The following is a 20,274-nucleotide window of genomic DNA, read 5'->3' as shown; positions in this document are numbered from 1 at the left end:
CGGTCCGGGGCTCTAGCGTCCGGGGTGGACGACGGGCCCGCCCCGCCGTCCACGGGAGGCCCGGTTGGTGCTGACGTTCTCGTCGACCAGGGGGGCCGGTTCCCGGCCCCTGCGCCGGGGCCCGGCCACCTTCGAGCCGGGGCGCGGCCTCGCGCCCCAGGGGAGACGACCCGTGACCACTCGCCGCACGTACGTCCTCGACACCTCCGTCCTGCTGTCCGACCCCCGCGCGCTGCTGCGCTTCGGCGACGCCGACGTGGTGCTGCCGCTGGTCGTCATCGGTGAGCTCGAGGACAAGCGGCACCACCCGGAGCTCGGCTGGTTCGCCCGCCAGGCGCTGCGGCTGCTCGACGACCTGCGGGTCACCCACGGCCGGCTCGACGCGCCGGTCCCCGTGGGGGAGGACGGCGGCACGGTGCACGTCGAGCTCAACCACAGCGACGCCGCGGTGCTCCCGGCCGGCTTCCGCAACGACAGCAACGACAGCCGGATCATGGTGGTCGCGCTGAACCTGCGGGCCGAGGGCCGCGACGTCTGCCTGGTCACCAAGGACGTGCCGCTGCGGGTCAAGGCGGCCGCCGTCGGCCTGGAGACCGACGAGTACCGCGCGCTGGACTCCGTCGACGAGGGCTGGACCGGCATGGCCGAGCTGTCGCTGGACGACGCGGAGCTGTCGGGCCTCTACGACACCGGCGAGGTGTACGTTCCGGCGGCCGCGGAGCTGCCCGCGCACACCGGGCTGGTGCTGCTGAGCTCGCGCGGCTCGGCGCTGGGGCGGGTGACGCCGGACAAGCAGGTGCGGCTGGTGCGCGGTGACCGTGAGGCGTTCGGGCTGCACGGGCGCTCGGCCGAGCAGCGGGTGGCGCTGGACCTGCTGCTGGACCCCGAGATCGGCATCGTCTCGCTCGGCGGGCGCGCGGGCACCGGCAAGTCGGCGCTGGCGCTGTGCGCGGGGCTGGAGTCGGTGATGGAGCGGCGGGCGCACAAGAAGGTCGTGATCTTCCGGCCGCTGTACGCCGTCGGCGGGCAGGAGCTCGGCTACCTGCCCGGCAGCGAGGGCGAGAAGATGTCGCCCTGGGCGCAGGCGGTCTACGACACCCTCGGCGCGCTGGTGTCCAAGGAGGTCCTCGACGAGATCGCCGCGCGCGACCTCATCGAGGTGCTGCCGCTGACCCACATCCGCGGCCGCTCGCTGCACGACTCGTTCGTGATCGTCGACGAGGCCCAGTCCCTCGAGCGCGGCGTGCTGCTGACCGTGCTGTCGCGGCTGGGCAGCGGGTCGCGGGTGGTGCTGACCCACGACGTCGCGCAGCGGGACAACCTGCGGGTCGGCCGGCACGACGGCGTCGCGGCGGTGGTCGAGCAGCTCAAGGGGCACCCGCTGTTCGCCCACGTGACGCTCACCCGGTCCGAGCGCTCGCCGATCGCCGCCCTGGTCACCGAGATGCTGGAGGACATGGAGCTCTGACCGGCGGGCCCATTGCGGGCGTTCCTCGTGCACTGCCGGTGCTGCAGGACCGGCAGTGCACGAGGAACCCCGGCAATGGGGATCAGGTGTCGCGACGACGGCGTAGCGCGCGGCTGACGCGGGTGGCCAGTGCGCCGTCGAGTTCGTCCCAGGTCCAGCGGACCATGCCCCACCCCTCGGCGCGCATGGCGTCCTCGCGGCGCTTCTCCTCGAACACGGCGTCGCCCGGCTCCTGGCCGGGCCGCAGCAGCCGCCCGTACTTCACCCGCCCGTCGAACTCCCCGAGCAGTCGGTCGGGCTCCCACACGAAGTCGGCGCGTCCGAGCAGCACCCCGTCGGCGGTGTGCACGGAGTGCTGGAGGCTGCTGGGCGCCAGGCCCAGCCGGTGGAGGAGCACCCGGCTGCGGCTCTCGCCGACGCTCTCGCTGCGGCCGTCGGCGAAGGCCACGGCCCGCGCCGCGGCGCGGCTGCCCCGCGTCCCGGTGATGCGGGGCAGCCGGGCCGCGAGGACGTCCGCGGCGGTCGGCCGTGCGGCTAGCAGTCCGTCGAGCACGACCACCGCCACCTCGAAGGGCAGGCAGCGGGCGAGGTCGAGCACCGTGCGGACCGGGTCGGTGACGGGGATCCCGCCGACCGCCGTCACCTCGTCGTCCTCCAGCCGGGCGACGTGGCAGCGCAGTGTCCGGCTGACGTCACTGGAGGCGGGCGGCTGCCGGGTCACGTGCACCCGGCCCAGGCGGAGTCCCCACGTCGGCAGCCCGTGGAGGACGGCCGCCGACTCGTGGCTCACGACCGCGTCCCGCCGCAGACCCGCGACGGTCGCGCGCACGAGCAGGTGGTGGCGGACCGCCGCGGCCGTCGGCAACGCGCCCTCGACGTAGGCGCCGCGACGCACCCGGGACAGCTCACCTGACCGGCGTGCGCGGGCGAGTTCGTCGTCGCTCCACCCGTCGGCGACCAGGGTGCGGCGCAGGGTGGGTGGGGGCGGTTCGTCGGACGGCACGCCGGCCACGGTCGGGCCCGGGTGCCTGCCGTGGTGCGCAGGCGGTCGGTCCGTGGACAGCCGGAGCCCTGTGGACCTCCCGTTGCCGGTGTTCCTCGTGCCTTGCGGGTCCTGCAGGACCGCCAACGCGTGAGGAACACCGGCGATCACGCCCCGGAGCGGGCTCAGGCGGCGGGGGTGGGGTCCTCGTCCGGGAGGGCCGGCGTCCGGGACGCGCGCTGCGGGGCCGGGCGGGTCCGCGGCGTCGCAGCCCAGCGCAGCAGCGCCACGGCGCCCCAGCCGGCGAGCAGGCACCAGGGCAGCCGGGTGACGACGTCGTCGAGCGTGAAGTCGCCGCGCAGGTACAGCGCGAGCACCGGCAGGGCCAGCACGAACCCCGCCGTGAGGACGTCCCAGCGCAGCGGGCTCATGCCTCAGCGGTCTCCAGCCGCTCGCACAGCAGCGAGGCCCAGCGGTGCGCGCTCGCCCGCACGCCGTCGAGGAGGGCCACCGGCACCGTCGTCCGGCCCAGCACGGCGGCCGGGTCGGCGGTCAGGTCGGAGTCCTGGACGACGAGCGCGTCGACGCGGGGCAGCGCGTCCAGCCACGGGCCGACGTCCTCGGGCTTGCGGGTGGCCTCGACGACGGCCCAGACGGCGACCGGCGAGAAGATCGCCATGACCTGCTCGAGCCACGTCCGGCTCCCGGCGCGCATCGGGGCGTCCACCGCGACGACGGTCGGCGTCCCCGCGGCGGCGGCGTCCTGCTTGCGCGCGATGGCGGTGTCGACCGAGGTGATCCGGCTGGACCCGGGCGCGAGCGCGGCGAGGTCGCCGCGGGTGGCCCACTGCAGCCGGTCGCCGTCGAGCCGCATGCCGGCGGCCAGGGAGCGGGCGGCGGCGAGCGTCTCGACGCCGGGGCCGACGACCAGCAGCACCTCGCCGGCACCGGCCGGGGCCGACGGCGCCGAAGGCAGAGCCGCACCGAGCGCCCGGGTCAGCGCGGCGTAGGTGCCGGACTGCGCCACCTCGGCGGCGAAGCCCGCACCGAGCAGGTCCTCCGGCACGCCGAGCGCACGCAGGCGGGCCACCGTGGCGGCGGCCTCGACCATCCGCGGGTCGACCCAGCCGCGGCCGGCCGGCACCGCGCCGGCCTCGCGGACCGACGGCACGACGACGCGGGCCGGCGCCCACCCGCGGGCGGCGCGGGCGTCGACGGGCAGGCGGGTCACGGTGGCCAGCCCCGGCGCCGGGGCGGCCACGCGGGCGACGGCCTGCCCGGGCACCGGCGGCAGCCGGCGCGCCGGCGGCACCGGCGGACGCCCGAGCAGCCGCGGCACGGCCAGCTCGGCGCCCGGGGTGGGCGGCGGCAGCAGCGACAGCGGGGGCAGGACGGCGGTGGAGTCGAGCGGCAGCGGGGCGGGGTCGCTGGCGGTCGGCGCGAGCACCGCCTCCTCGGCCTCCCACTCGTCGGACTCGGCCGAGGCGTCGACCCAGCCCGGCTCCTGGTCCACGCGCTGCGAGGGCGCCGGGACCGGCGGGCGGCCGCGGTGCACGCCGCCCTGGGTGGAGGCGCTGGCGAGCACGCCGCGGAGGATGTCGGTGAGCGCCTCGTCCGGGGTGTCGTGGGCCAGGGCCGCACGCAGCACCTCGGCGATGGCCTCCTCGCGCCCGGTGACCGGGCCGGTGAGGTCCGGGTCGGCCCAGGCGGCCACCGGCTGGGGCGCCGGCACCTCGATCGGCTCGGCGACGACGGCCGGCAGGACGTCGGTGACCGGCTCGTCCTCGGTCACGACGGCGACGGCGACCGGCGCCTCGGCGGCGGTCTCGTCCGCCTCCGGGCCGAGCAGCTCGGTGAGGAGGGAGTCCTCGCTGCCGTCGAGGTCCTCGGGGTCCTCGTCCGCCGGGGGCTCGTCGACGGCCGGCGCCTCCACCACCGGCTCCTCGGCGACGGGCTCGGCGACGGCGGCGGGGCGGGACACGGGCGCGGGGTCGGCCCACATGTCCACGCCGGGACCGGACTCCTCGGCGGGCTCGGGGGCCTCAGGGGCCCCGGACAGCGGCGCCTCCGTGACGGGAGCCTCGACCACGGGCTCCTCGGCGACCGGCTCCTCGGCGACGGGGACCTCGGCCACCGGGGCGACCGGCTCCGGCGCCGGAGCGGGGGCCGGAGCCGGAGCCGCGGGGGACGGCGCGGCGGCGCGGGCGGGCGCGGCCATCGCGACGGCGAGGGCGGCGGCCAGCGGCATCGCGGGCGCGGCCGGAGCGGGCTCCGGGGTCCGCAGCACCGACGGGGGCGCGAGCTCCTCGTCCGTGGCCTCGGCGGTCGCGGCGGCGACCGCCTGGACCGCCCGCAGCGCCTCGGCGGCGGACATCGCGGCCGCCGAGCGCACCGCGTCGTCAACGGCCTCGCGGACCTCCCGGTCACCGGCGACGACCTGGGCCAGCGCGGCGGTGAACAGCGAGGGCCCGGCGGGCTCGGCCGGCGGGCGCACCGCCGCCCGGCCGGGCCGGCGGGCAGCCGACGGCGCGGCAGCCGACGGCGCGGCGGCGGACGGGGCGGCAGCCGCGCGAGGAGCAGCCGTACGGGGAGCAGCGGTGCGGACGGCGGCGGGGCGGAAGGGGGTCCCGGCGGCGGGCCGGCGGGTCGCGCCCACCGACGCCCGGGAGTACAGGTCGACGCCGGGGTCGCCGTCGCCGGACCCGAGCAGGCCGGCCAGCTCGGACACCGGGTCCGGCAGCTCGGGCGGGGTCGTCGGGCGCTCGGCGGGGGTGGCCGGGCGCTCGGCGGGGGTGGCCGGGCGCGTGGTGGGCCGGGCCGCCGCGGGCCGGCTGCGGTGCAGCTCGGTGGCGCGCAGGAACGCCCCGGTGTCGGCGAGCGGGCCCGGGTCGCGGCTGAGCGCGGCCTCGATCCGGCGGGCCGACTCGGACTTCGGCGCGGGACCGCGCCGGGCCGGCTCGACGTCCTCCACCTCGGCGACGAACCGCTCGGTGGCGAAGAAGCCCAGCACGCCGCCGGACCGGATGCGGCGCACGCCGGTGATCCGCACCGCGTTGCCGTACCGCTCGCGGGCCGCGGCGACGGCGGCCTCGGGCGTGGGCGCCTCAACGGATGGCAACGGCACCGTTCACCACTCCCAGTGACTCGATCTGGGCCGTCCGGGAGACCTCCGAGTAGGAGATCACCGGCAGGCGGGGGAGGACCTGACGCATCAGGCGGGACAGCGCGGCCCGCACCTGGGGGGAGCAGACGAGGACGGGGGACAGGCCGTGCTGCTCGGCGTCCTCCAGCAGCCCGCTGCACCCGGTGACCAGCGCGTCGACCGAGCCGGCGTCCAGCGCCAGCACCTGGCCGCCGTCGCTCTGCCGCACCGCCTCCAGCAGCCGCTGCTCGAAGGCGGGCTCCAGGGTGAGCACGTGCAGCCGCTCGTCGGGGGTGACGTAGGGGTGGCTGATCGCCGCGCCGAGCGCCGCGCGCACCGCCTCGACCAGCCCGTCCAGGTCGGTGGAGGTCTTCGCCCGCAGCGACAGCGCCTCGAAGATGCGCACCAGGTCGCGGATGGAGACGTTCTCGGCCAGCAGCGCGTGCAGCACCCGCTGGATCTCGCCGAGGGTGAGCAGCCCCGGGGTGAGCTCCTCGACGACGACCGGGTGGGTCCGCCTGACCATCTCGACCAGCAGCCGCACGTCCTCGCGGCCGAGCAGCTCGGCGGCGTTCTGGCGCACCACCTCGGCCAGGTGGGTGGTGATGACCGAGGAGCGGTCGACGACGGTCGCGCCGGCCATCTCCGCCTGCCGCTGCAGCTCCACCGGCACCCACTTGGCGGGCAGGCCGAACACCGGCTCGCGGGTGGGCCGGCCGGGCAGCCCGTCGAGGGCGTCCCCGATGGCCAGCACGGTGCCGGCGGGCGAGGTGCCCTTGGCCGCCGGGACGCCGTTGAGCCAGATGACGTACTGCGACGACGGCAGGTCGAGGTTGTCGCGGGTGCGGACCAGCGGGATGACCAGGCCGGTCTCCATCGCGACCTTCCGGCGCAGCGCCTTGACCCGGTCGAGCAGGTCGCCGCCGCGGGAGGAGTCGACGAGGTCGACCAGGTCGAAGGCCACCTCGAGCTCCAGCGGGTCGACCCGCATGCGCTCGGCGATCGCCTCGGGGGAGTCCGGCGCGGGCTCCTCGGCGGCGGCGAGCGCGGGCGTGTCGTCGTCCTCGGCCGGGGCCTCCTGCATCCGCGCGGCCATGACCAGGAACAGCCCGCCGATGACCAGGAACGGCAGCTTCGGCAGCCCCGGGATCAGGCACAGCGCCAGCGCCGCGCCGCCGGCGATGCGCACCGGCTGGCGGAAGCGGCCGAGCTGGCCGAGCAGGTCGCTGCCCATGTCGCCGTCGCTGGCCGAGCGGGTGACGATGATGCCGGTCGCGGTGGACAGCAGCAGCGCGGGGATCTGCGAGACCAGGCCGTCGCCGACGGTCAGCAGCGAGAAGGTGGAGACGGCGTCGCCGGGCGCCATGCCGCGCTGCATGACCCCGACGGCGAAGCCGCCGATCAGGTTGATCAGCGTGATGATGATCGCGGCGATGGCGTCGCCCTTGACGAACTTCGAGGCGCCGTCCATCGAGCCGTAGAAGTCGGCCTCGGCGGTGACCTCGGTGCGCCGCTTGCGCGCCTGCTGCTCGTTGATCAGGCCGGCGTTGAGGTCGGCGTCGATGGCCATCTGCTTGCCGGGCATCGCGTCGAGGGTGAACCGGGCGCCGACCTCGGCCACGCGGCCGGCACCGTTGGTGATGACGACGAACTGGATGATCGTGAGGATCACGAAGATCACCAGGCCGACGACGAGCGAGCCGCCGATCACGAAGTGCCCGAAGGCCTCGATGACCTTGCCGGCGTAGCCGTCGGTGAGCACCAGCCGCGTCGAGGAGACGTTGAGGGCGAGCCGGAACAGCGTCGCGATGAGGATCAGCGACGGGAAGACCGCGAAGTCCAGCGGCCGCTTGATCTGCATCGCGACCAGCAGGATCAGCAGCGACGCGGTGATGTTCAGGCCCAGCAGCAGGTCCAGCACCGCCGCGGGCAGCGGCACGACCAGCATGAGGACGATGGCCACCACGCCGACGGGCACGGCGGCCTTGGTCATCCCTCGCACGGGCACTGCATCGGCAGCCGGGGGTGCCCGGCCGACCGCTGACGCCCCACCGGTCACAGGAGCCTCACGCTCTAGGAGGCGATCGGGGTCCTCCGGCGGCCGGCCTTCGGCAGGCCGGCGACGTCGGGTGCCTCGAACCCGGGCCGGTGGAAGCCGCCGCGCACGCCGCGGGCGCCGAGCTGCATGACGAAGGCCAGCACCCGCGCGACGGCGGTGAACAGCTGCGGCGGCACCTCCTGGCCGAGCTCGCAGGAGGCGTGCAGCGCCCGGGCCAGCGGCACGTCCTGCACCATCGGCACCCGCGCCTCGGCGGCCCGCTCGCGCAGCCGCGCGGCGACCTCGTCGGCGCCCTTGGCCACCACCCGCGGCGCGCCCTTCTCCGGCTCGTACCGCAGCGCGACGGCGACGTGCGTCGGGTTGACCAGCAGGACGTCGGCGGTGGCGACCTCGGCCATCATCCGGTTGCGCGACAGGGCCAGCTGCATCGACCGGCGCTGGCCCTTGACGTGCGGGTCGCCCTCGGACTGCTTGTGCTCCTGCTGGATCTCGTACTTGGTCATCTTGAGCTTGGTCATCGTCTGCTTGCGCACCACGACGTAGTCGGCGATCGCGATGACCAGGCCGGTGATCGCCACGACGCGGAACATGAGGACGGCGGAGGAGGCGAACGTCGTCACCACCGCCGACAGCGGCAGCGCGCCCGACGCCGACACCAGCGCCTGCGCCTTCCCGCTGGTCACGACGACGACGGTGCCGAGCGCCGCCGTCTTGATGACCGCCTTGAGCGCCTCCCACAGGCCGTGGGTGCCGAACATCCGCTTCATCCCGGGGAACGGGTTGAGCTTCTTGAGCGTCGGCTTCATGCCCTTGGTGGCCAGCGCGACCCCGCCCTGCGCGGCCGAGGCGAGCACCCCGACGAGCATGAGCGCGAGCGCCATCGGCAGCGCCGTCTCGAGGAACGTCGTCAGCGCCTCCCCGAGCAGCGCGCCGACGGCCTCGGCCTCCGGGTGCTCGACCACCGACCCGAACCGCACGAACAGCCGGCCCACTGCGTCGAACGCGTTGCCGACCAGCACGGGCAGGAAGACGCTCGCCGCCGCCACGCCCGCCCAGGTGCCGAGCTCCTGGGTCCGCGGGATCTGCCCCTCCTTGCGCGCCTCCTTGAGGCGCTTGGGAGTGGGCTTCTCGGTCTTCTCACCGCCCTGTCCGTCCTTGGCCACGCGGCCTCACCCGCTCCGGAAGCCGACGATGGCGCGGGTGGCCTGCTCCACCAGCGCGTCCAGCGCCGGCGGCAGCAGCGGGAAGGTCAGCCCGAGCAGCGCGAGGGTCAGCATGATCTTCACGGGGAAGCCGATGGCGAAGATGTTCAGCGCCGGGGCGGCCCGGGACAGCAGGGCGAGGGCGACGTCGGCCAGCAGCAGCACGGCCACCATCGGGCCGGCGATCTGCAGCGCGGCGAGGAACATCATCGAGAACGCCGTCAGCACGACCGGGCCGACGTCCCCGGCCGGGAACCCGCCGCTGACCGGCAGCCCCTCGTAGGAGGTGGCGAACCCGCGCACGATCATCAGGTGCCCGCCGCTGGTGAACAGCAGCGTCGTCGCGAGCAGGTAGTGCAGCTTGCCGATGACCGAGTTGGTGGTCATGGCCAGCGGGTCGTAGGCCGGCTGCAGGGAGAAGCCGCCGGTGAGGTCGATGAGCTCGCCGGCGAACTGCACCGCGGTGAAGAACAGCTGGACGACGAAGCCCAGCGCCGCGCCGATGGCCACCTCGCTGACGGCGGTGACGACGAGGAACCCGGTGGTCGGCTCGGGCAGCCCCGGCGCCACGCGGTCGACCAGGGCGACCGACAGCGCCAGGGCCAGGGCGCCCTTGACCGGCGCCGGGATGGTGCGGGTGGTGAACGGCGGGGCGAGCAGGACGAAGCCGGCCGCGCGGGCGGTGGCCAGCAGCAGGGCCGCGAGGGTGACCGCCGGGACCTCGAGGTCCATGCCGGTCAGGTCCGCCCGAGCAGGCGCGGCAGCTGGTCGAACAGGGTGTGGGTGAAGTCGACCAGCTCGGAGAGCACCCAGTTGCCGGTGACCAGCAGGGCGATGCTCACCGCGATCATCTTGGGGACGAACGACAGCGTCGGTTCCTGGATCTGGGTCGCCGCCTGGAACAGCGAGATGAGGAAGCCGACCAGGAGGGCCGTGAGCAGGACCGGGGCGGCGACCTTGGCGGCCACCATCATGGTCTGGACGGCGATGTCGGTGACGTCGGCGTCGGTCATCCGTACGACCCCACGAGAGACGTCGTGATCATCGCCCAGCCGTCGACGACCACGAAGAACAGCAGCTTGAACGGCAGCGACACGATCGACGGCGGCACCATCATCATGCCCATCGACATGAGCGCGGCGCTGACCAGCATGTCCATCACCAGGAACGGGATGAACACGACCAGCCCGATGATGAAGGCGCTCTTGAGCTCGGAGAGGACGAACGCCGGGACCAGCGTCGTCATGCTCACCGCGGCGCGGTCCTCGGGCTGCTCCTCACCGGACAGGCCGACCATGAGCTGGAGTTCGTCGTCGCGGGTGTTGTCGAGCAGGAACTCCTTGAGCGGCACGACGCCGGCGTCGTAGGCCTGGGAGACCGTCATCGCGCCGTCCATGTAGGGCTGCACGGCGACCTCGTTGATGGTCGACAGCACCGGCCCCATGACGAACAGCGTCAGGAACAGCGCGATGCCGGTGAGCACCGAGTTCGGCGGCGAGGACTGCAGGCCCAGCGCGTTCCGGGTCAGCGACAGGACGACGACGATCTTGGTGAACGACGTGCACAGCAGCAGCACCGCCGGCGCCACCGACAGCACGGTGATCGCGAGGATCAGCGTGATCGAGGTGCTCGGGCTGCCGCTGCCGACCGAGATGTCGACCCCGCCGTCGACCGCGGGCACCGTCGGTGCCGTGGGCGCGGTCGGCGCGGTGGGCGCCGCCGCGGCCGGACCCGCGAGCAGCACGCCGGCGAGCGCGCAGCCGAGCAGGGCCAGCAGCAGGGTGGCGGCCCGGCGCGCGAGGGCGCGCGCGGGGACGGTGGCGGTCATCAGCGGCGGACCGTCCGCTCGCGCAGCTGGGTGACGAAGCCCTGCCAGCCCGACCGGTCGAACACCGACCCGGCCAGCGCGCCGCCGACCCGCGGCGCGGGAACGGCCGGGCCGCCCGCGGCCGGCGTCGCGGCGGCGCGCTCGGCGAGCGTGGCCTCCACGGCGTCGCCGTCGAGCTCGGCGAGCAGGGTGACCTGCTCCTCGGTGGCGCCGACGACGAGCACCCGGTCGGCGATGCGCAGCACGTTGACCGTGCTGGCGCGGCCCATCCGCTGCCGCGCCACGACCTCGACGAGGCCGCCGGAGGAGCCCAGCCCGCGCTTCTTCGCCAGGCGCGCGGCGAACCACAGCACCCCGCCGACGAAGGCCAGCGACAGGATGAGCCGGATCAGCATCCAGGTCACTGCTCCTCCTCGCCGGCGCTCGTCGGCTTCGTGACCTCAGGTGCTGCGTCGTCTGATGACCCCGCGAGCTCGGTCATGCCTGCGCGGCCCCGAGCTCGGCGGCGGCGTCGCTGACGATCTCGCTGATCCGCAGGCCGAAGTCCTCGTCCACGACGACGACCTCGCCGCGCGCGATGAGGGTGCCGTTGACCAGCAGGTCGGCCGGGGCGCTGGCGGCGCGGTCGAGCTCGACCACCTCGCCCGGGTGCAGCGAGAGCAGCTCGCCCACGGTCATCCGGGTGCGGCCGATCTCGACGGTGACCTCCATGGCCACGTGCCGCAGCAGGTCCAGGCTGTTGCGCGGGGTGCGCGGCGCGGTCGGCAGGGTCACCTGCAGCGCGAGCGTGGCCTGGTGGTCGGCGCCGGCCACCAGCGGCACGGCGACGAACATGCCCTTGTCGCGCAGTCCGTCGAGCGCGGTCACTGGGTCCTCGGTGCGCTCGGCGTCGACCCGGACCCGGCCCAGGGTGGCCGCGGCGGCCTCGAGCGCGGGTCGCAGCGCGGTCGCGACGTCCATCGGGCCGACGGGGGAGTTGTCGAGCGCTTCGACCACCTCTGCCGAGAGCACCAGGACGACGTCGCCGGTGATCTCCCCGGACAGCCGGGCGCCGACGGCGGCGGCCGCGGCCGGGGGGACCGGGACGGCGTCGGGGTCGGTGACCGCGGGCCCCGGGACCAGTTCGGCGCCGGAGGGGACGAGCGCGGCCGCGGCCCGGGCGGCGGCCACCACGACGGCGGTGATGGTCTCCGAGGCGGCCTGGGTGGAGTCGAGCGTGGCGGTCATGCGGGGTCCTTCACGGCGGACGGGGCGGGGACGATGGCGGCGGCCAGCCGGCGGCGGTGGTTGCTGGCGATGGCGTGGGCGAAGACGGCGTCGTTGGTGGTGACCTCGAGCGGCGCGTCCCGCGGGTGCCGCAGCAGCAGCACGTCGCCGACGGTGAGGGAGAGCAGGTCCTCCGAGGACACCTCGAGCGGGCTGAACCGGACGCTGACGTCGACCGGCACCAGCTCCAGGCGGGCGGCGAGCAGCTCGGCGGCGCGCTGCCGGGTGCGCTGGGCCGACTCCGACAGCTGCGGGGAGGCGGCGCTGTCGAGGGCCTGCTGGAAGGAGCTGAACGGCAGCACCAGGGACGCGGCGCCCTCGCGGCTGCCGATGGACATCGTGTAGCGGGCCACCATCACGGTGTCCGAGCCCGCCGCGGCCTGGGCGAGGGCGGGGTTGTACTCGATGCCGTCGATGGCCGGCTGCAGCTGGGTGACGTGCGCGAACGAGGCGGCGAACTCCTGCAGCAGCCGGGTGAGCAGCGAGGTGGTGATGGTGGTCTCCATCGCCGTCATCGGCCGCTCGGGCTGGTTCGCGGCGCCGGAGCCGCCGAGCAGGTGGTCGACGCCGGCCATCGCCATGTCCAGCGGGTAGGCCAGCAGGCCCTTGCCGCCCAGTGGCTCGATGGTGAACGTCGTCAGGAAGCAGGGGTCGGGCAGCGTGGCGAGGAAGTCGTCGTAGGAGTGCTGCTCGATGCCGTGCAGCTCCATCCGGGCGCCGGTGCGCAGCATCGTGGTGAGGACGGTCGTCGCCTGGCGGGCGAAGGCCTCCTGGGCGATCTGCAGCACGCGGACGTGCTCGCGGGAGAGCTTGGTGGGGCGGCGGAAGTCGTAGGTGCGGGGCGCACCGCGCCGGCTGCGGCCGCCACCGGCCGGCGCCTGCGGCCCGGGCCCGGGGGGCGCGGTCGCGGTGTCGGGGCGGGTCACGGTCCCCTCATCGGCGGGGCCCGGACGCGAACTGACCGGCGGCGCGGGGCGCCGCCGGTCAGCCGGGGAGCGTGGGACGGGTGGGACCAGTGCGTCACTGGGTGACGTACTCCGTGAGGTAGACGTGCATGACCATCGGGACGCCGTCCTCGGTGTAGGCCTCGACGATCTGGTGCTCCAGGGACTCCTTGAGCGCCTCGCGGGCGCCGGTCACGTCGGCCGGCTGGGCCTGGGAGTAGGTGGAGATGAGGATGTCGAGGGCCTTGGAGCCGTCGACGCCGCCGCTGCCGTGCCCGCCGGAGGCGGCGGCCGCGGTGTACTCCAGGGTGATGCCGATCTTGAGGTAGCCGCCGCCGGCCAGGTTCACCGCGATCGGCTCCAGCGCTGTGTAGCCGCCGTGCTCGGGCTCCTCGGCCGCGGCCTCGCCGCCGGCGAACAGGAAGAAGTACGCCGCGGCGCCGAGGGCGACCAGCAGGACGGCGACGACGGCGAGCAGCTTCTTCTTCCCGCCGCCCTTCGCCTCGGCGTCCTCGGCGGCGTCCTTCTCCATGGCCTTGCTCTTGGTGCTCACTCGTGGGTGCCTTCCTGGGCAGGGGCGGCGGCCGGTGCGGGCGCGGCCTGTGCGGGGGCGTCGAGGCCGGGCAGCAGCTCCCGGGCCTCGGCGGAGGCGTCGGACAGCACGACGACGTCGACGCGGCGGTTGAGGGACAGGGCGTTCGGGTCGCTCGCCGGCACCACCGGGCGGGTGTCGGAGTAGCCGGTCCCGGACATCCGGTCCTGAGGGACGCCGGCGGCGGCGAGGTAGCGCACCACCGTGGTGGCCCGGTACGCCGACAGCTCCCAGTTGGAGGGCCACGGCCCGCCCGGGGTCACCGGCAGCGAGTTGGCGTGCCCCTCGATCGCGAGGTCGTTGGGCAGCGCGGCCAGGGTCGGGGCGACGGCGTCGAGGATGGTGCGGCCCTGGGGCTGCAGCGTGGCCTCCTCCGGGCCGAACAGCACCGGGTCGGACACGATGTGCACGGTCAGGCCGCGCTCGTCGATCTCGTACCGCGCCGTCCCGGCGTGCCCGGCCGCCGCGAGGGCGGCGTCGATGGCGTCGCGCGCGGCGGCGAGCTGGTCGTACTCCGCGCGCGCCTCGGCCGCGACGTTCGCGGCCTCCTGGGCGGCGGCCTGCGCGGCCGCGGCGTCGACGTCCGACTCCGCAGTGGGGGCCGGCGGGATCTGCACGTCGACGGCGGCGTCCAGGGAGTCCAGCACCGACGCGTCGGAGTCGGTGCCGGCGCTGCTCAGCGCGCTCACCGGGGCGCCGAGCGCCTCCGACAGGCCGCTGGCCAGCGCGGCGAACTTCTCCTTGTCCACCTGGCTCATCGCGAACAGGACCACGAAGAGCACCAGGAGCAGCGTCATCATGTCCGCGTAGGACACCAGCCACCGCTCGTGGTTCTCGTGCTCCTCGTGCTCGGGGTGCTTCCTGCGGCGCTTGCCGCCGTGGCCGCCGGCGCTCACGCCGACGCCCCGGGGGAGGTCACGCCGCCTCCTTGGCGGCCTCGCTCGGCGGGATCAGGGCGCTGAGCTTGAGCCGGACGGCGCGCGGGCTGGTGCCGGCCTGGATCTCGGCGATGCCCTCGACGAGCAGCTCCATCTGGGCGGCCTGCAGCTCGCTGACCCGCAGGATCTTGGCGCCCATGGGCAGGAACCAGAAGTTGGCCGCCATGACGCCCCACAGGGTCGCGACGAACGCCGAGGCGATCATCGGGCCGAGCGCCTCGGGGTTGCTGAGGTTCCCCATGACGTTCATCAGGCCGACGATGCAGCCGACGATGCCGATGGTCGGCGCGTAGCCGCCCATCGTCGTCATGAACTTGGCGGCGACCTTGTCCTCCGCCTTCTTGGCGGCGATCTCGCTCTCGAGGACCGCCCGCAGCTCCTCGGGGTCGGTGCCGTCGATGCCCATCTGCAGGCCGCGCTTGAGGAACGGGTCCTCGATCTGCTTGACCTGGGCCTCCAGCGCGAGCAGGCCCTCCTTGCGGGCCTTCTCGGCGAGGCTGACCAGCGTCTGGATCTGCTCGGAGGCCGCCGGGACCTTGGCCGGCATGAGGCCGGCCTTGAACCAGCCGCCCATCTTCTTGAGGTCGGCCATCGTCTGGCCGGACATCGCCGCGCCGAAGGTGGCGACGATGACGAGCACGATGGCCGGGAGGAAGATCAGCGACGTCGGGTCGGCGCCCTCCATGACCATGAAGACCAGGAGCGCCACGAGCGAGACGACGAAGCCGATCAGGGTCGACGGGTCCACGGGTCAGCGCTCCTCACGGGCCGGGAAGGGGACGACCGAGGCGCGGCGGGTGTCGCCGCCCGGGTCGGTCGCCGGGCTGCCCGCGCCGGCGGTCGTGCTCGAGCGGTAGCTGCCGCGGTCCATGGCGTAGGCGGTGGCGAGGATGCTGGCCCGGTACTCGCGGATCCCGTCGAGCACCGCGTCGACGTCCTCGCTGACGACGTACTTGGTGCCGTCGACGAGGAAGACGACGGTGTCGGGGTGGCCCTCGACCCGCTCGATCAGGTCGGGGTTGAGCGCGAAGTGCTCCCCGTTCAGGCGCGTCACTCGGATCACGGGTGGGTCCTCTGGCTCGTTCGGGAAGGGGAGGGGCCGCGACGGCGCGGCGGCGGCTACAGGGACCATCGGTCCCGCGCGGGGACTGCTTGAGCCGAACCCGGCCCGCCGCATCACCCCCGGGGGTGAGCCGGGCACCGCGTTCCCGCACGTCACAGCCGACCCGCCTCTCGCGCGCGGAGACGGAGGGGACGACGCGACGCGGCCCGGCACCCCGGGGAACGGGTGCCGGGCCGCGGCCTCGTGACGTGCTGGAACGGCCTCCTCGCAGGGGCCCGCGCCGAGCGGAGCGAGGCGTGGGGGGCGAGGAGGTCCTCTACCGCTTGAGGTTGACCAGGTCCTGCAGGATCTCGTCGGAGCTGGTGATCACGCGGCTGTTCGCCTGGAAGCCGCGCTGGGCGACGATCAGGCCGGTGAACTCCTCGGCGAGGTCGACGTTGGACATCTCCAGCGCGCCGGCGGTCAGCGAGCCGCGGCCGCCGGTGCCGGCCTCGCCGACGACGGCCTGGCCGGAGTTGTCGCCCACCCGGTAGCTGGAGTTGCCGGCCTTGGACAGGCCGCCGGGGTTGGCGAAGGTGGCCAGCGCGAGCTTGCCGATCGGCTCGCGGAGGCTGTTCGAGTAGACGCCCATGATCGTGCCGTCGTTGCTCAGCGAGATCGACTGCAGCGTGCCCATGGCGTTGCCGTCGACGCCGCTCGGGGTCAGCGCCGTCTTGCCGCCGAACTCGGTCATCCCGGTGAGGTCGACCGGGATGGTGCCCGGCCAGTTGGCGCCGGTGACGCCGAGGGTGAAGGTGCTGCCGCCGGAGGGCCGGCCGGTGGAGGCGTCGAAGGTGAGCGTCTGCGCCGCGCCGATCGGGGTGCCGTTCTCGCTGGCGGCCACCGACCAGGTGTTGGTGCCGGTCTTGGTGAACGTCAGCGCGATCTGGTGCGCGGTGCCGATCGAGTCGTGGGCGGTGATCTGCGTCTGCACCTGGGTGGCCGCCACCGGCGGGGTGGCCAGCGGGTCGGCTGCCACGGACGCCGTCGACAGGTTGCCGGCCAGCGCGCCCGTCGTCGTCGCGGTCGGGGACATGACCTGGCCGAACGGGATGGCCAGCGGGCCGATCGGGCCGTTGGCGTTGACGGTGCCGTCCGGGCCGGCCATCCAGCCCTGCAGCTGGGCGCCGTCGGGGGTGACCAGGTTGCCGGCGCCGTCGTAGTCGAAGGACCCGGCGCGGGTGAACAGGTTCTCGTTGCCGGCGCGGGTCACAAAGAAGCCGTCGCCGCTGATCATGAAGTCGGTGGCGCGGCCGGTGTTCTGGGTGGAGCCCTGGCCGAAGTTGGTGGTGACGCCGGCGACCCGGACGCCGAGGCCGACCTGCGCCGGGTTGGTACCGCCGGTCTCGGCGGTCGGCGAGGAGCCGTTGCGGATCACCTGGGACAGGGTGTCCTCGAAGACGGTCTGGCTGCTCTTGAAGCCGACGGTGTTGACGTTGGCGATGTTGTTGCCGGTCACGTCGAGCTTGGTCTGGTGGGCGCGCAGGCCGGAGATGGCCGAGAACATCGAGCGGAGCACGGGGAGGTCCTCTCAGGAGGGGTCGGCGGCCCCCTCGTAGGGGCCCGCCGCGGGCGTGCGAGCGGTGGGGGGCGAGGGGGTCCTTCTCTAGGCGGGGAGGGAGATCTCGCTGAGGCGGCCGAGGGGCACCTCGGCGCCCCCGACGACGGCGGTCGGCTCGTCCCCGCCGAAGCGGACCGAGGACACCGTCCCGGTCTGCGTGGTGCCGTCCTCGGCGGTCCAGCTGACGCTGTGGCCGACCAGCGCGCCGGCCGAGAGCGAGCGCTGCAGGGCCAGCAGCTCGGCGTTCTGCGCGGCGATCTCCTCGAGCTTCTCGACCTGGGTGAACGTCGCCGTCTGCGACATGAACTCGGTCGTGCTCGTCGGGCTGTTCGGGTCCTGGTACCGCATCTGCGCGACCAGCAGCTGCAGGAACATGTCCTTGCCCATCTGGTCGCTGCGGTCCACCGCGGTGGTGGCCGTGTACGTGGCCGGGCTGCCGCCCACGCCGCCCACGGGCTCGGTCATCGTCGGCTCCTCTCAGGCCCGGACGTCGAGGACGCTCGACGCGGGGTGGTCGGCGGCGGCAGCCGGGCGGCTCCCGTCGGGGTCGGTGCGCAGCCACGGCCGGCCGCGGTCGTCGGCGGGGCCGCGACCCCGGGCGTCGCCCTGGGCGGACCCGCGGCCGTGCTCGCCCGCCTGCTGCTGGGCCTGCTGCCAGCCGGCCTGCGCCTGCGACGAGCCGGAGCCGGCCGGGTCGCGGTCGACCTGCAGCCGCGAGCAGGTCAGGCCCGAGGCCTCCAGGTCGCGGCGCAGGTCGGGCAGGGCGTCGAGGAGGGCGGCGCGGCCGGCGTCGGAGGCGCCGCGCAGGCTCAGCTCGACCGTGCCGTGCTGGACGGTCACCCGGACCTCGACCGGGCCGAGCGTCTCGGGGGTGAGCACCAGCGTCATGGTGTGCGTGCCGTCGGGGCCCGCGGCCAGCGTGGCGACGGTGGGGGCGACCTGGGCGGCGACCGGCGGCTGGGGCACGTCGGGCCGGGCCGGGGCCGCGGTCGGCGTGGTCACGGCGGGGGCCGGTGCCGGGGCGGGGGCCGGGACCGCCGACGGCAGGGCCCCGTCGGAGGTCCCGGGGTCGTGCTCCTGCGCGCCCGGGTCCGCGGCCCCGGCGGGGACCGGCGCGGCGGCCGGCGCCTCGGCGGGGACGGGCACGGCGGTCGACGCGGCCGGCGCCGGCTGCGGGTCCGCGGCGGCGACGACCACGAGCCCGGCGGGCAGCGCCGCCGCGGCCGGGGCCGCGGGCGGCGGGGTCGCGGGGGCCGGGACGGCGGCGCCGGGCAGGGCGGCGGGCGCGGTGCCCGCACCGGCCGGCACCCCGGCGTCGGCGGGGACCGGCGCCACGGCGGCCTGGGGGAGGCCGGCGGCGACGCCCGGCACCGCGACGGCCCCGGCGGGGACGGTGCCGTGCGCGGCGGCCGCGCCGGGGGCGGCGGGTCCGGTGCCGCCGGGGGGAGTCGTGCCCGTGCCGGGGACGGCGGTGCCGAGGGCGAGGGCCAGCGCCCAGCCGGCCGGCAGCGCGCCGGGCGGGGCGGGGGTGTCGCCCGCGGGCCTCCCGCCGGCCGGGTCGGCGTCGTCGGCGGGGGCGTCGGCGGGGGCCTCCGGGCGCCCGGGCCGGTCGCCGTCGCGGCCGACGCCGCGGTCGGCCCGCGGGCGGCCGGTGACGGCGTCGTCGAGGGCGTCGTCGAGGACGGACGCGAAACCCGCGGCCGAGCCGGGGTCGGACCCGCCGGCCGGGGAGGCCGGGGCGGGCGCGGCCGCGGCGGCGGTCAGGACGGGAGCTGTCACGAGTAGGCCTCCGCGGCGCTGGTGACCTTGCGGACGTAGGACTGGGTCTCGGCGTACGGCGGGATGCCGCCGTGGCGGGCGACCGTGCCGGGGCCGGCGTTGTAGGCGGCCAGCGCCAGGTCGGTCGAGCCGAACCGGTCGGTGAGCTGGCGCAGGTAGCGGGCGGCGCCGTCGATCGACGACGCCGGGTCGGTGGCGTCGACCCCGAGGCCCCGGGCGGTGGCCGGCATGAACTGCATGAGGCCGGTGGCGCCCGCGGACGAGACGGCGGCGGAGTCGAAGCCGGACTCGACCTTCGCGACCGCGGCGAGCAGCGCCGGGTCGACGCCGTGCCGGGCGCCGGCGGCGGTGAACAGGTCGGCGTACGGGACGCCCGCGAGGCCGGCGCCGGCAGGGGTGACCGCCGTGGGAGCCGCGGCGGAGGCGGGCAGCACCCGGCGGATGACGGTCGGGGTGCCGACGTCCTGCACGCGGACGACGTCGCCCTCCTGCGGCGCGGCGATCATCTTCCCGTCGCCGACGTAGATGCCGACGTGGTCGATGCCCGGGCGGGACGAGGAGTTGTCGAAGAACACCAGGTCGCCGGGGCGGGCCTCGGCCAGGCTCGCGACCGGGGTGCCCGCGGTGGCCTGCTGGGAGCTGGTGCGGGGCAGGTCGATGCCCAGGTCGCCGAAGACCCGCTGCACCAGCCCGGAGCAGTCCAGGCCCACCGACGGGTCGGTGCCGCCCCAGGCGTAGGGGACGCCGAGGTAGCGCTGCGCCGCGGCGACCGCCTGCCCCTCCAGGCCGCTGCCGGCGGTCGCCGTCGTGCCGGTCGCCGTCGTGCCCGCGGTGCCGGTGAGCCCGGCGGCGGACGCGGCGCTGGCCCAGGCGGCCGACGTCGAGGTGGCCGACGCCGAGGCGAAGGTGAGGATCCGGTTCTGGATCTCGGCGATGCGGCTGTGCACCGCGGTCAGTCCCTCCACGGCTCCTCCTCTCCCTCGGGTCCGGTCCCGGCGTGCCGGGCGGTGACCAGGTCGTCGACCGCGCGCTCCTCGGCGCCGAGCTCGGCGGTCCGCAGCGCGAGGAGGTGCCGCTCGCGCAGCTTCTCCAGCGCCTTGGTCTGCTGGGCGGCGGCGGTCCACCGCGCGCGCAGCAGCCCGGCCTGCTCGGCCGAGGCCTGCGCCGTCGCCCGTGCAGCTGTCACATCGGCAGCCGCGGCGGCCGATGCGACCATCGCGGCGAGGAAGACGTGCGCCGGCGCGGACGCGGGCGGCACCCGGGCGGCCAGCGCGGCGGCCTGCGCCTGGGCGCGGCGCTCCGCCTCGCGGGCCGCGGCGGCCGCCTCGGCGGCGGCCCGCTCCGCGGCCTGCTCGGCCGCGCGGCGGACCCGCAGCACCGGCTCGAGGCGGAAGGCGGCCGGCTTCGCCAC

The 20,274-nt window shown here is 75.5% G+C and carries 21 protein-coding genes; 1 reads left to right on the top strand and 20 read right to left on the bottom strand.

What is annotated here, in order from left to right; translation table 11 throughout:
* Window positions 1-172: 172 nt before the first annotated feature.
* Window positions 173-1,468, top strand: a complete 1,296-nt coding sequence (locus ACI8AA_RS13580) for a PhoH family protein (protein WP_457044939.1) — start codon at window positions 173-175, stop codon at window positions 1,466-1,468.
* Between the two features lie 82 nt (window positions 1,469-1,550).
* Here the strand turns inward: ACI8AA_RS13580 and ACI8AA_RS13575 are convergent, their stop codons facing one another.
* The 20 genes from ACI8AA_RS13575 to ACI8AA_RS13480 all read right to left on the bottom strand — a co-directional run bounded on the left by ACI8AA_RS13575 (window position 1,551) and on the right by ACI8AA_RS13480 (window position 20,274).
* Window positions 1,551-2,471 (bottom strand): type IV toxin-antitoxin system AbiEi family antitoxin domain-containing protein, encoded by a 921-nt coding sequence (locus ACI8AA_RS13575; RefSeq protein WP_457044938.1) that lies wholly within the window; start codon window positions 2,469-2,471, stop codon window positions 1,551-1,553.
* 164 nt (window positions 2,472-2,635) lie between these two features.
* Window positions 2,636-2,881 carry a hypothetical protein gene (locus tag ACI8AA_RS13570; RefSeq protein ID WP_457044937.1) on the bottom strand — a complete coding sequence of 82 codons (246 nt, stop codon included), beginning with the start codon at window positions 2,879-2,881 and terminating at the stop codon, window positions 2,636-2,638.
* A complete protein-coding gene (locus ACI8AA_RS13565; protein WP_457044936.1) occupies window positions 2,878-5,574 on the bottom strand; it encodes a hypothetical protein in 2,697 nt (898 codons plus the stop codon). Before ACI8AA_RS13565 ends, ACI8AA_RS13570 begins: the two co-directional genes overlap by 4 nt.
* Window positions 5,555-7,585 carry a flagellar biosynthesis protein FlhA gene (gene flhA, locus ACI8AA_RS13560; protein ID WP_457044935.1) on the bottom strand — a complete coding sequence of 677 codons (2,031 nt, stop codon included), beginning with the start codon at window positions 7,583-7,585 and terminating at the stop codon, window positions 5,555-5,557. Before flhA ends, ACI8AA_RS13565 begins: the two co-directional genes overlap by 20 nt.
* A gap of 80 nt (window positions 7,586-7,665) precedes the next feature.
* Window positions 7,666-8,814: an EscU/YscU/HrcU family type III secretion system export apparatus switch protein gene (locus ACI8AA_RS13555; RefSeq protein WP_457044934.1), complete on the bottom strand. Its 1,149-nt coding sequence runs from the start codon at window positions 8,812-8,814 to the stop codon at window positions 7,666-7,668.
* Between the two features lie 6 nt (window positions 8,815-8,820).
* Window positions 8,821-9,585 carry a flagellar biosynthetic protein FliR gene (gene fliR, locus ACI8AA_RS13550; RefSeq protein ID WP_457044933.1) on the bottom strand — a complete coding sequence of 255 codons (765 nt, stop codon included), beginning with the start codon at window positions 9,583-9,585 and terminating at the stop codon, window positions 8,821-8,823.
* A gap of 5 nt (window positions 9,586-9,590) precedes the next feature.
* Window positions 9,591-9,866, bottom strand: a complete 276-nt coding sequence (gene fliQ / locus ACI8AA_RS13545; RefSeq protein ID WP_387987863.1) for a flagellar biosynthesis protein FliQ — start codon at window positions 9,864-9,866, stop codon at window positions 9,591-9,593.
* On the bottom strand, window positions 9,863-10,681 hold the full coding sequence (gene fliP, locus ACI8AA_RS13540) for a flagellar type III secretion system pore protein FliP (protein WP_457044932.1): 819 nt from the start codon (window positions 10,679-10,681) through the stop codon (window positions 9,863-9,865). Before fliP ends, fliQ begins: the two co-directional genes overlap by 4 nt.
* Window positions 10,681-11,076: a FliO/MopB family protein gene (locus tag ACI8AA_RS13535; protein WP_457045007.1), complete on the bottom strand. Its 396-nt coding sequence runs from the start codon at window positions 11,074-11,076 to the stop codon at window positions 10,681-10,683. The genes fliP and ACI8AA_RS13535 overlap by 1 nt, the downstream gene beginning before the upstream one ends.
* An 82-nt stretch (window positions 11,077-11,158) precedes the next feature.
* Window positions 11,159-11,908, bottom strand: a complete 750-nt coding sequence (fliN, locus tag ACI8AA_RS13530) for a flagellar motor switch protein FliN (protein ID WP_457044931.1) — start codon at window positions 11,906-11,908, stop codon at window positions 11,159-11,161.
* Complete coding sequence (locus ACI8AA_RS13525) at window positions 11,905-12,873, bottom strand: flagellar motor switch protein FliM (protein ID WP_457044930.1); 969 nt, start codon at window positions 12,871-12,873, stop codon at window positions 11,905-11,907. Before ACI8AA_RS13525 ends, fliN begins: the two co-directional genes overlap by 4 nt.
* Window positions 12,874-12,967: 94 nt before the next feature.
* Window positions 12,968-13,444, bottom strand: coding sequence for a flagellar basal body-associated FliL family protein (locus ACI8AA_RS13520; RefSeq protein WP_457044929.1), 477 nt, complete (start codon window positions 13,442-13,444; stop codon window positions 12,968-12,970).
* Window positions 13,441-14,379, bottom strand: a complete 939-nt coding sequence (locus ACI8AA_RS13515) for a flagellar motor protein MotB (protein WP_457044928.1) — start codon at window positions 14,377-14,379, stop codon at window positions 13,441-13,443. Before ACI8AA_RS13515 ends, ACI8AA_RS13520 begins: the two co-directional genes overlap by 4 nt.
* Before the next feature lie 19 nt (window positions 14,380-14,398).
* Window positions 14,399-15,169, bottom strand: coding sequence for a motility protein A (locus tag ACI8AA_RS13510; RefSeq protein WP_457044927.1), 771 nt, complete (start codon window positions 15,167-15,169; stop codon window positions 14,399-14,401).
* 3 nt (window positions 15,170-15,172) lie between these two features.
* A complete protein-coding gene (locus ACI8AA_RS13505; protein WP_457044926.1) occupies window positions 15,173-15,484 on the bottom strand; it encodes a flagellar FlbD family protein in 312 nt (103 codons plus the stop codon).
* Between the two features lie 316 nt (window positions 15,485-15,800).
* Window positions 15,801-17,042, bottom strand: coding sequence for a flagellar hook protein FlgE (locus tag ACI8AA_RS13500; RefSeq protein ID WP_457044925.1), 1,242 nt, complete (start codon window positions 17,040-17,042; stop codon window positions 15,801-15,803).
* 87 nt (window positions 17,043-17,129) lie between these two features.
* Window positions 17,130-17,549: a flagellar hook assembly protein FlgD gene (locus ACI8AA_RS13495; RefSeq protein ID WP_457044924.1), complete on the bottom strand. Its 420-nt coding sequence runs from the start codon at window positions 17,547-17,549 to the stop codon at window positions 17,130-17,132.
* 12 nt (window positions 17,550-17,561) lie between these two features.
* Window positions 17,562-18,863: a flagellar hook-length control protein FliK gene (locus ACI8AA_RS13490; protein ID WP_457044923.1), complete on the bottom strand. Its 1,302-nt coding sequence runs from the start codon at window positions 18,861-18,863 to the stop codon at window positions 17,562-17,564.
* Window positions 18,860-19,828, bottom strand: coding sequence for a transglycosylase SLT domain-containing protein (locus ACI8AA_RS13485; protein ID WP_457044922.1), 969 nt, complete (start codon window positions 19,826-19,828; stop codon window positions 18,860-18,862). The genes ACI8AA_RS13490 and ACI8AA_RS13485 overlap by 4 nt, the downstream gene beginning before the upstream one ends.
* Entirely contained in the window at window positions 19,816-20,274 is a 459-nt protein-coding gene (locus ACI8AA_RS13480; RefSeq protein WP_457044921.1) for a flagellar export protein FliJ, read from the bottom strand. The genes ACI8AA_RS13485 and ACI8AA_RS13480 overlap by 13 nt, the downstream gene beginning before the upstream one ends.

It is taken from the genome of Geodermatophilus sp. SYSU D01180 (assembly GCF_054050415.1).
This window is presented reverse-complemented; position numbering and strand designations above follow the sequence as displayed.

Coding starts and splice junctions, on each gene's coding strand:
- fliN (WP_457044931.1), bottom strand. CDS start 11,908: ATGACCGCCACGCTCGACTCCACCCAGGCCGCCTCGGAGACCATCACC.
- fliP (WP_457044932.1), bottom strand. CDS start 10,681: ATGACCGCCACCGTCCCCGCGCGCGCCCTCGCGCGCCGGGCCGCCACC.
- ACI8AA_RS13495 (WP_457044924.1), bottom strand. CDS start 17,549: ATGACCGAGCCCGTGGGCGGCGTGGGCGGCAGCCCGGCCACGTACACG.
- ACI8AA_RS13570 (WP_457044937.1), bottom strand. CDS start 2,881: ATGAGCCCGCTGCGCTGGGACGTCCTCACGGCGGGGTTCGTGCTGGCC.
- flhA (WP_457044935.1), bottom strand. CDS start 7,585: ATGACCAAGGCCGCCGTGCCCGTCGGCGTGGTGGCCATCGTCCTCATG.
- ACI8AA_RS13535 (WP_457045007.1), bottom strand. CDS start 11,076: ATGCTGATCCGGCTCATCCTGTCGCTGGCCTTCGTCGGCGGGGTGCTG.
- fliR (WP_457044933.1), bottom strand. CDS start 9,585: ATGGACCTCGAGGTCCCGGCGGTCACCCTCGCGGCCCTGCTGCTGGCC.
- fliQ (WP_387987863.1), bottom strand. CDS start 9,866: ATGACCGACGCCGACGTCACCGACATCGCCGTCCAGACCATGATGGTG.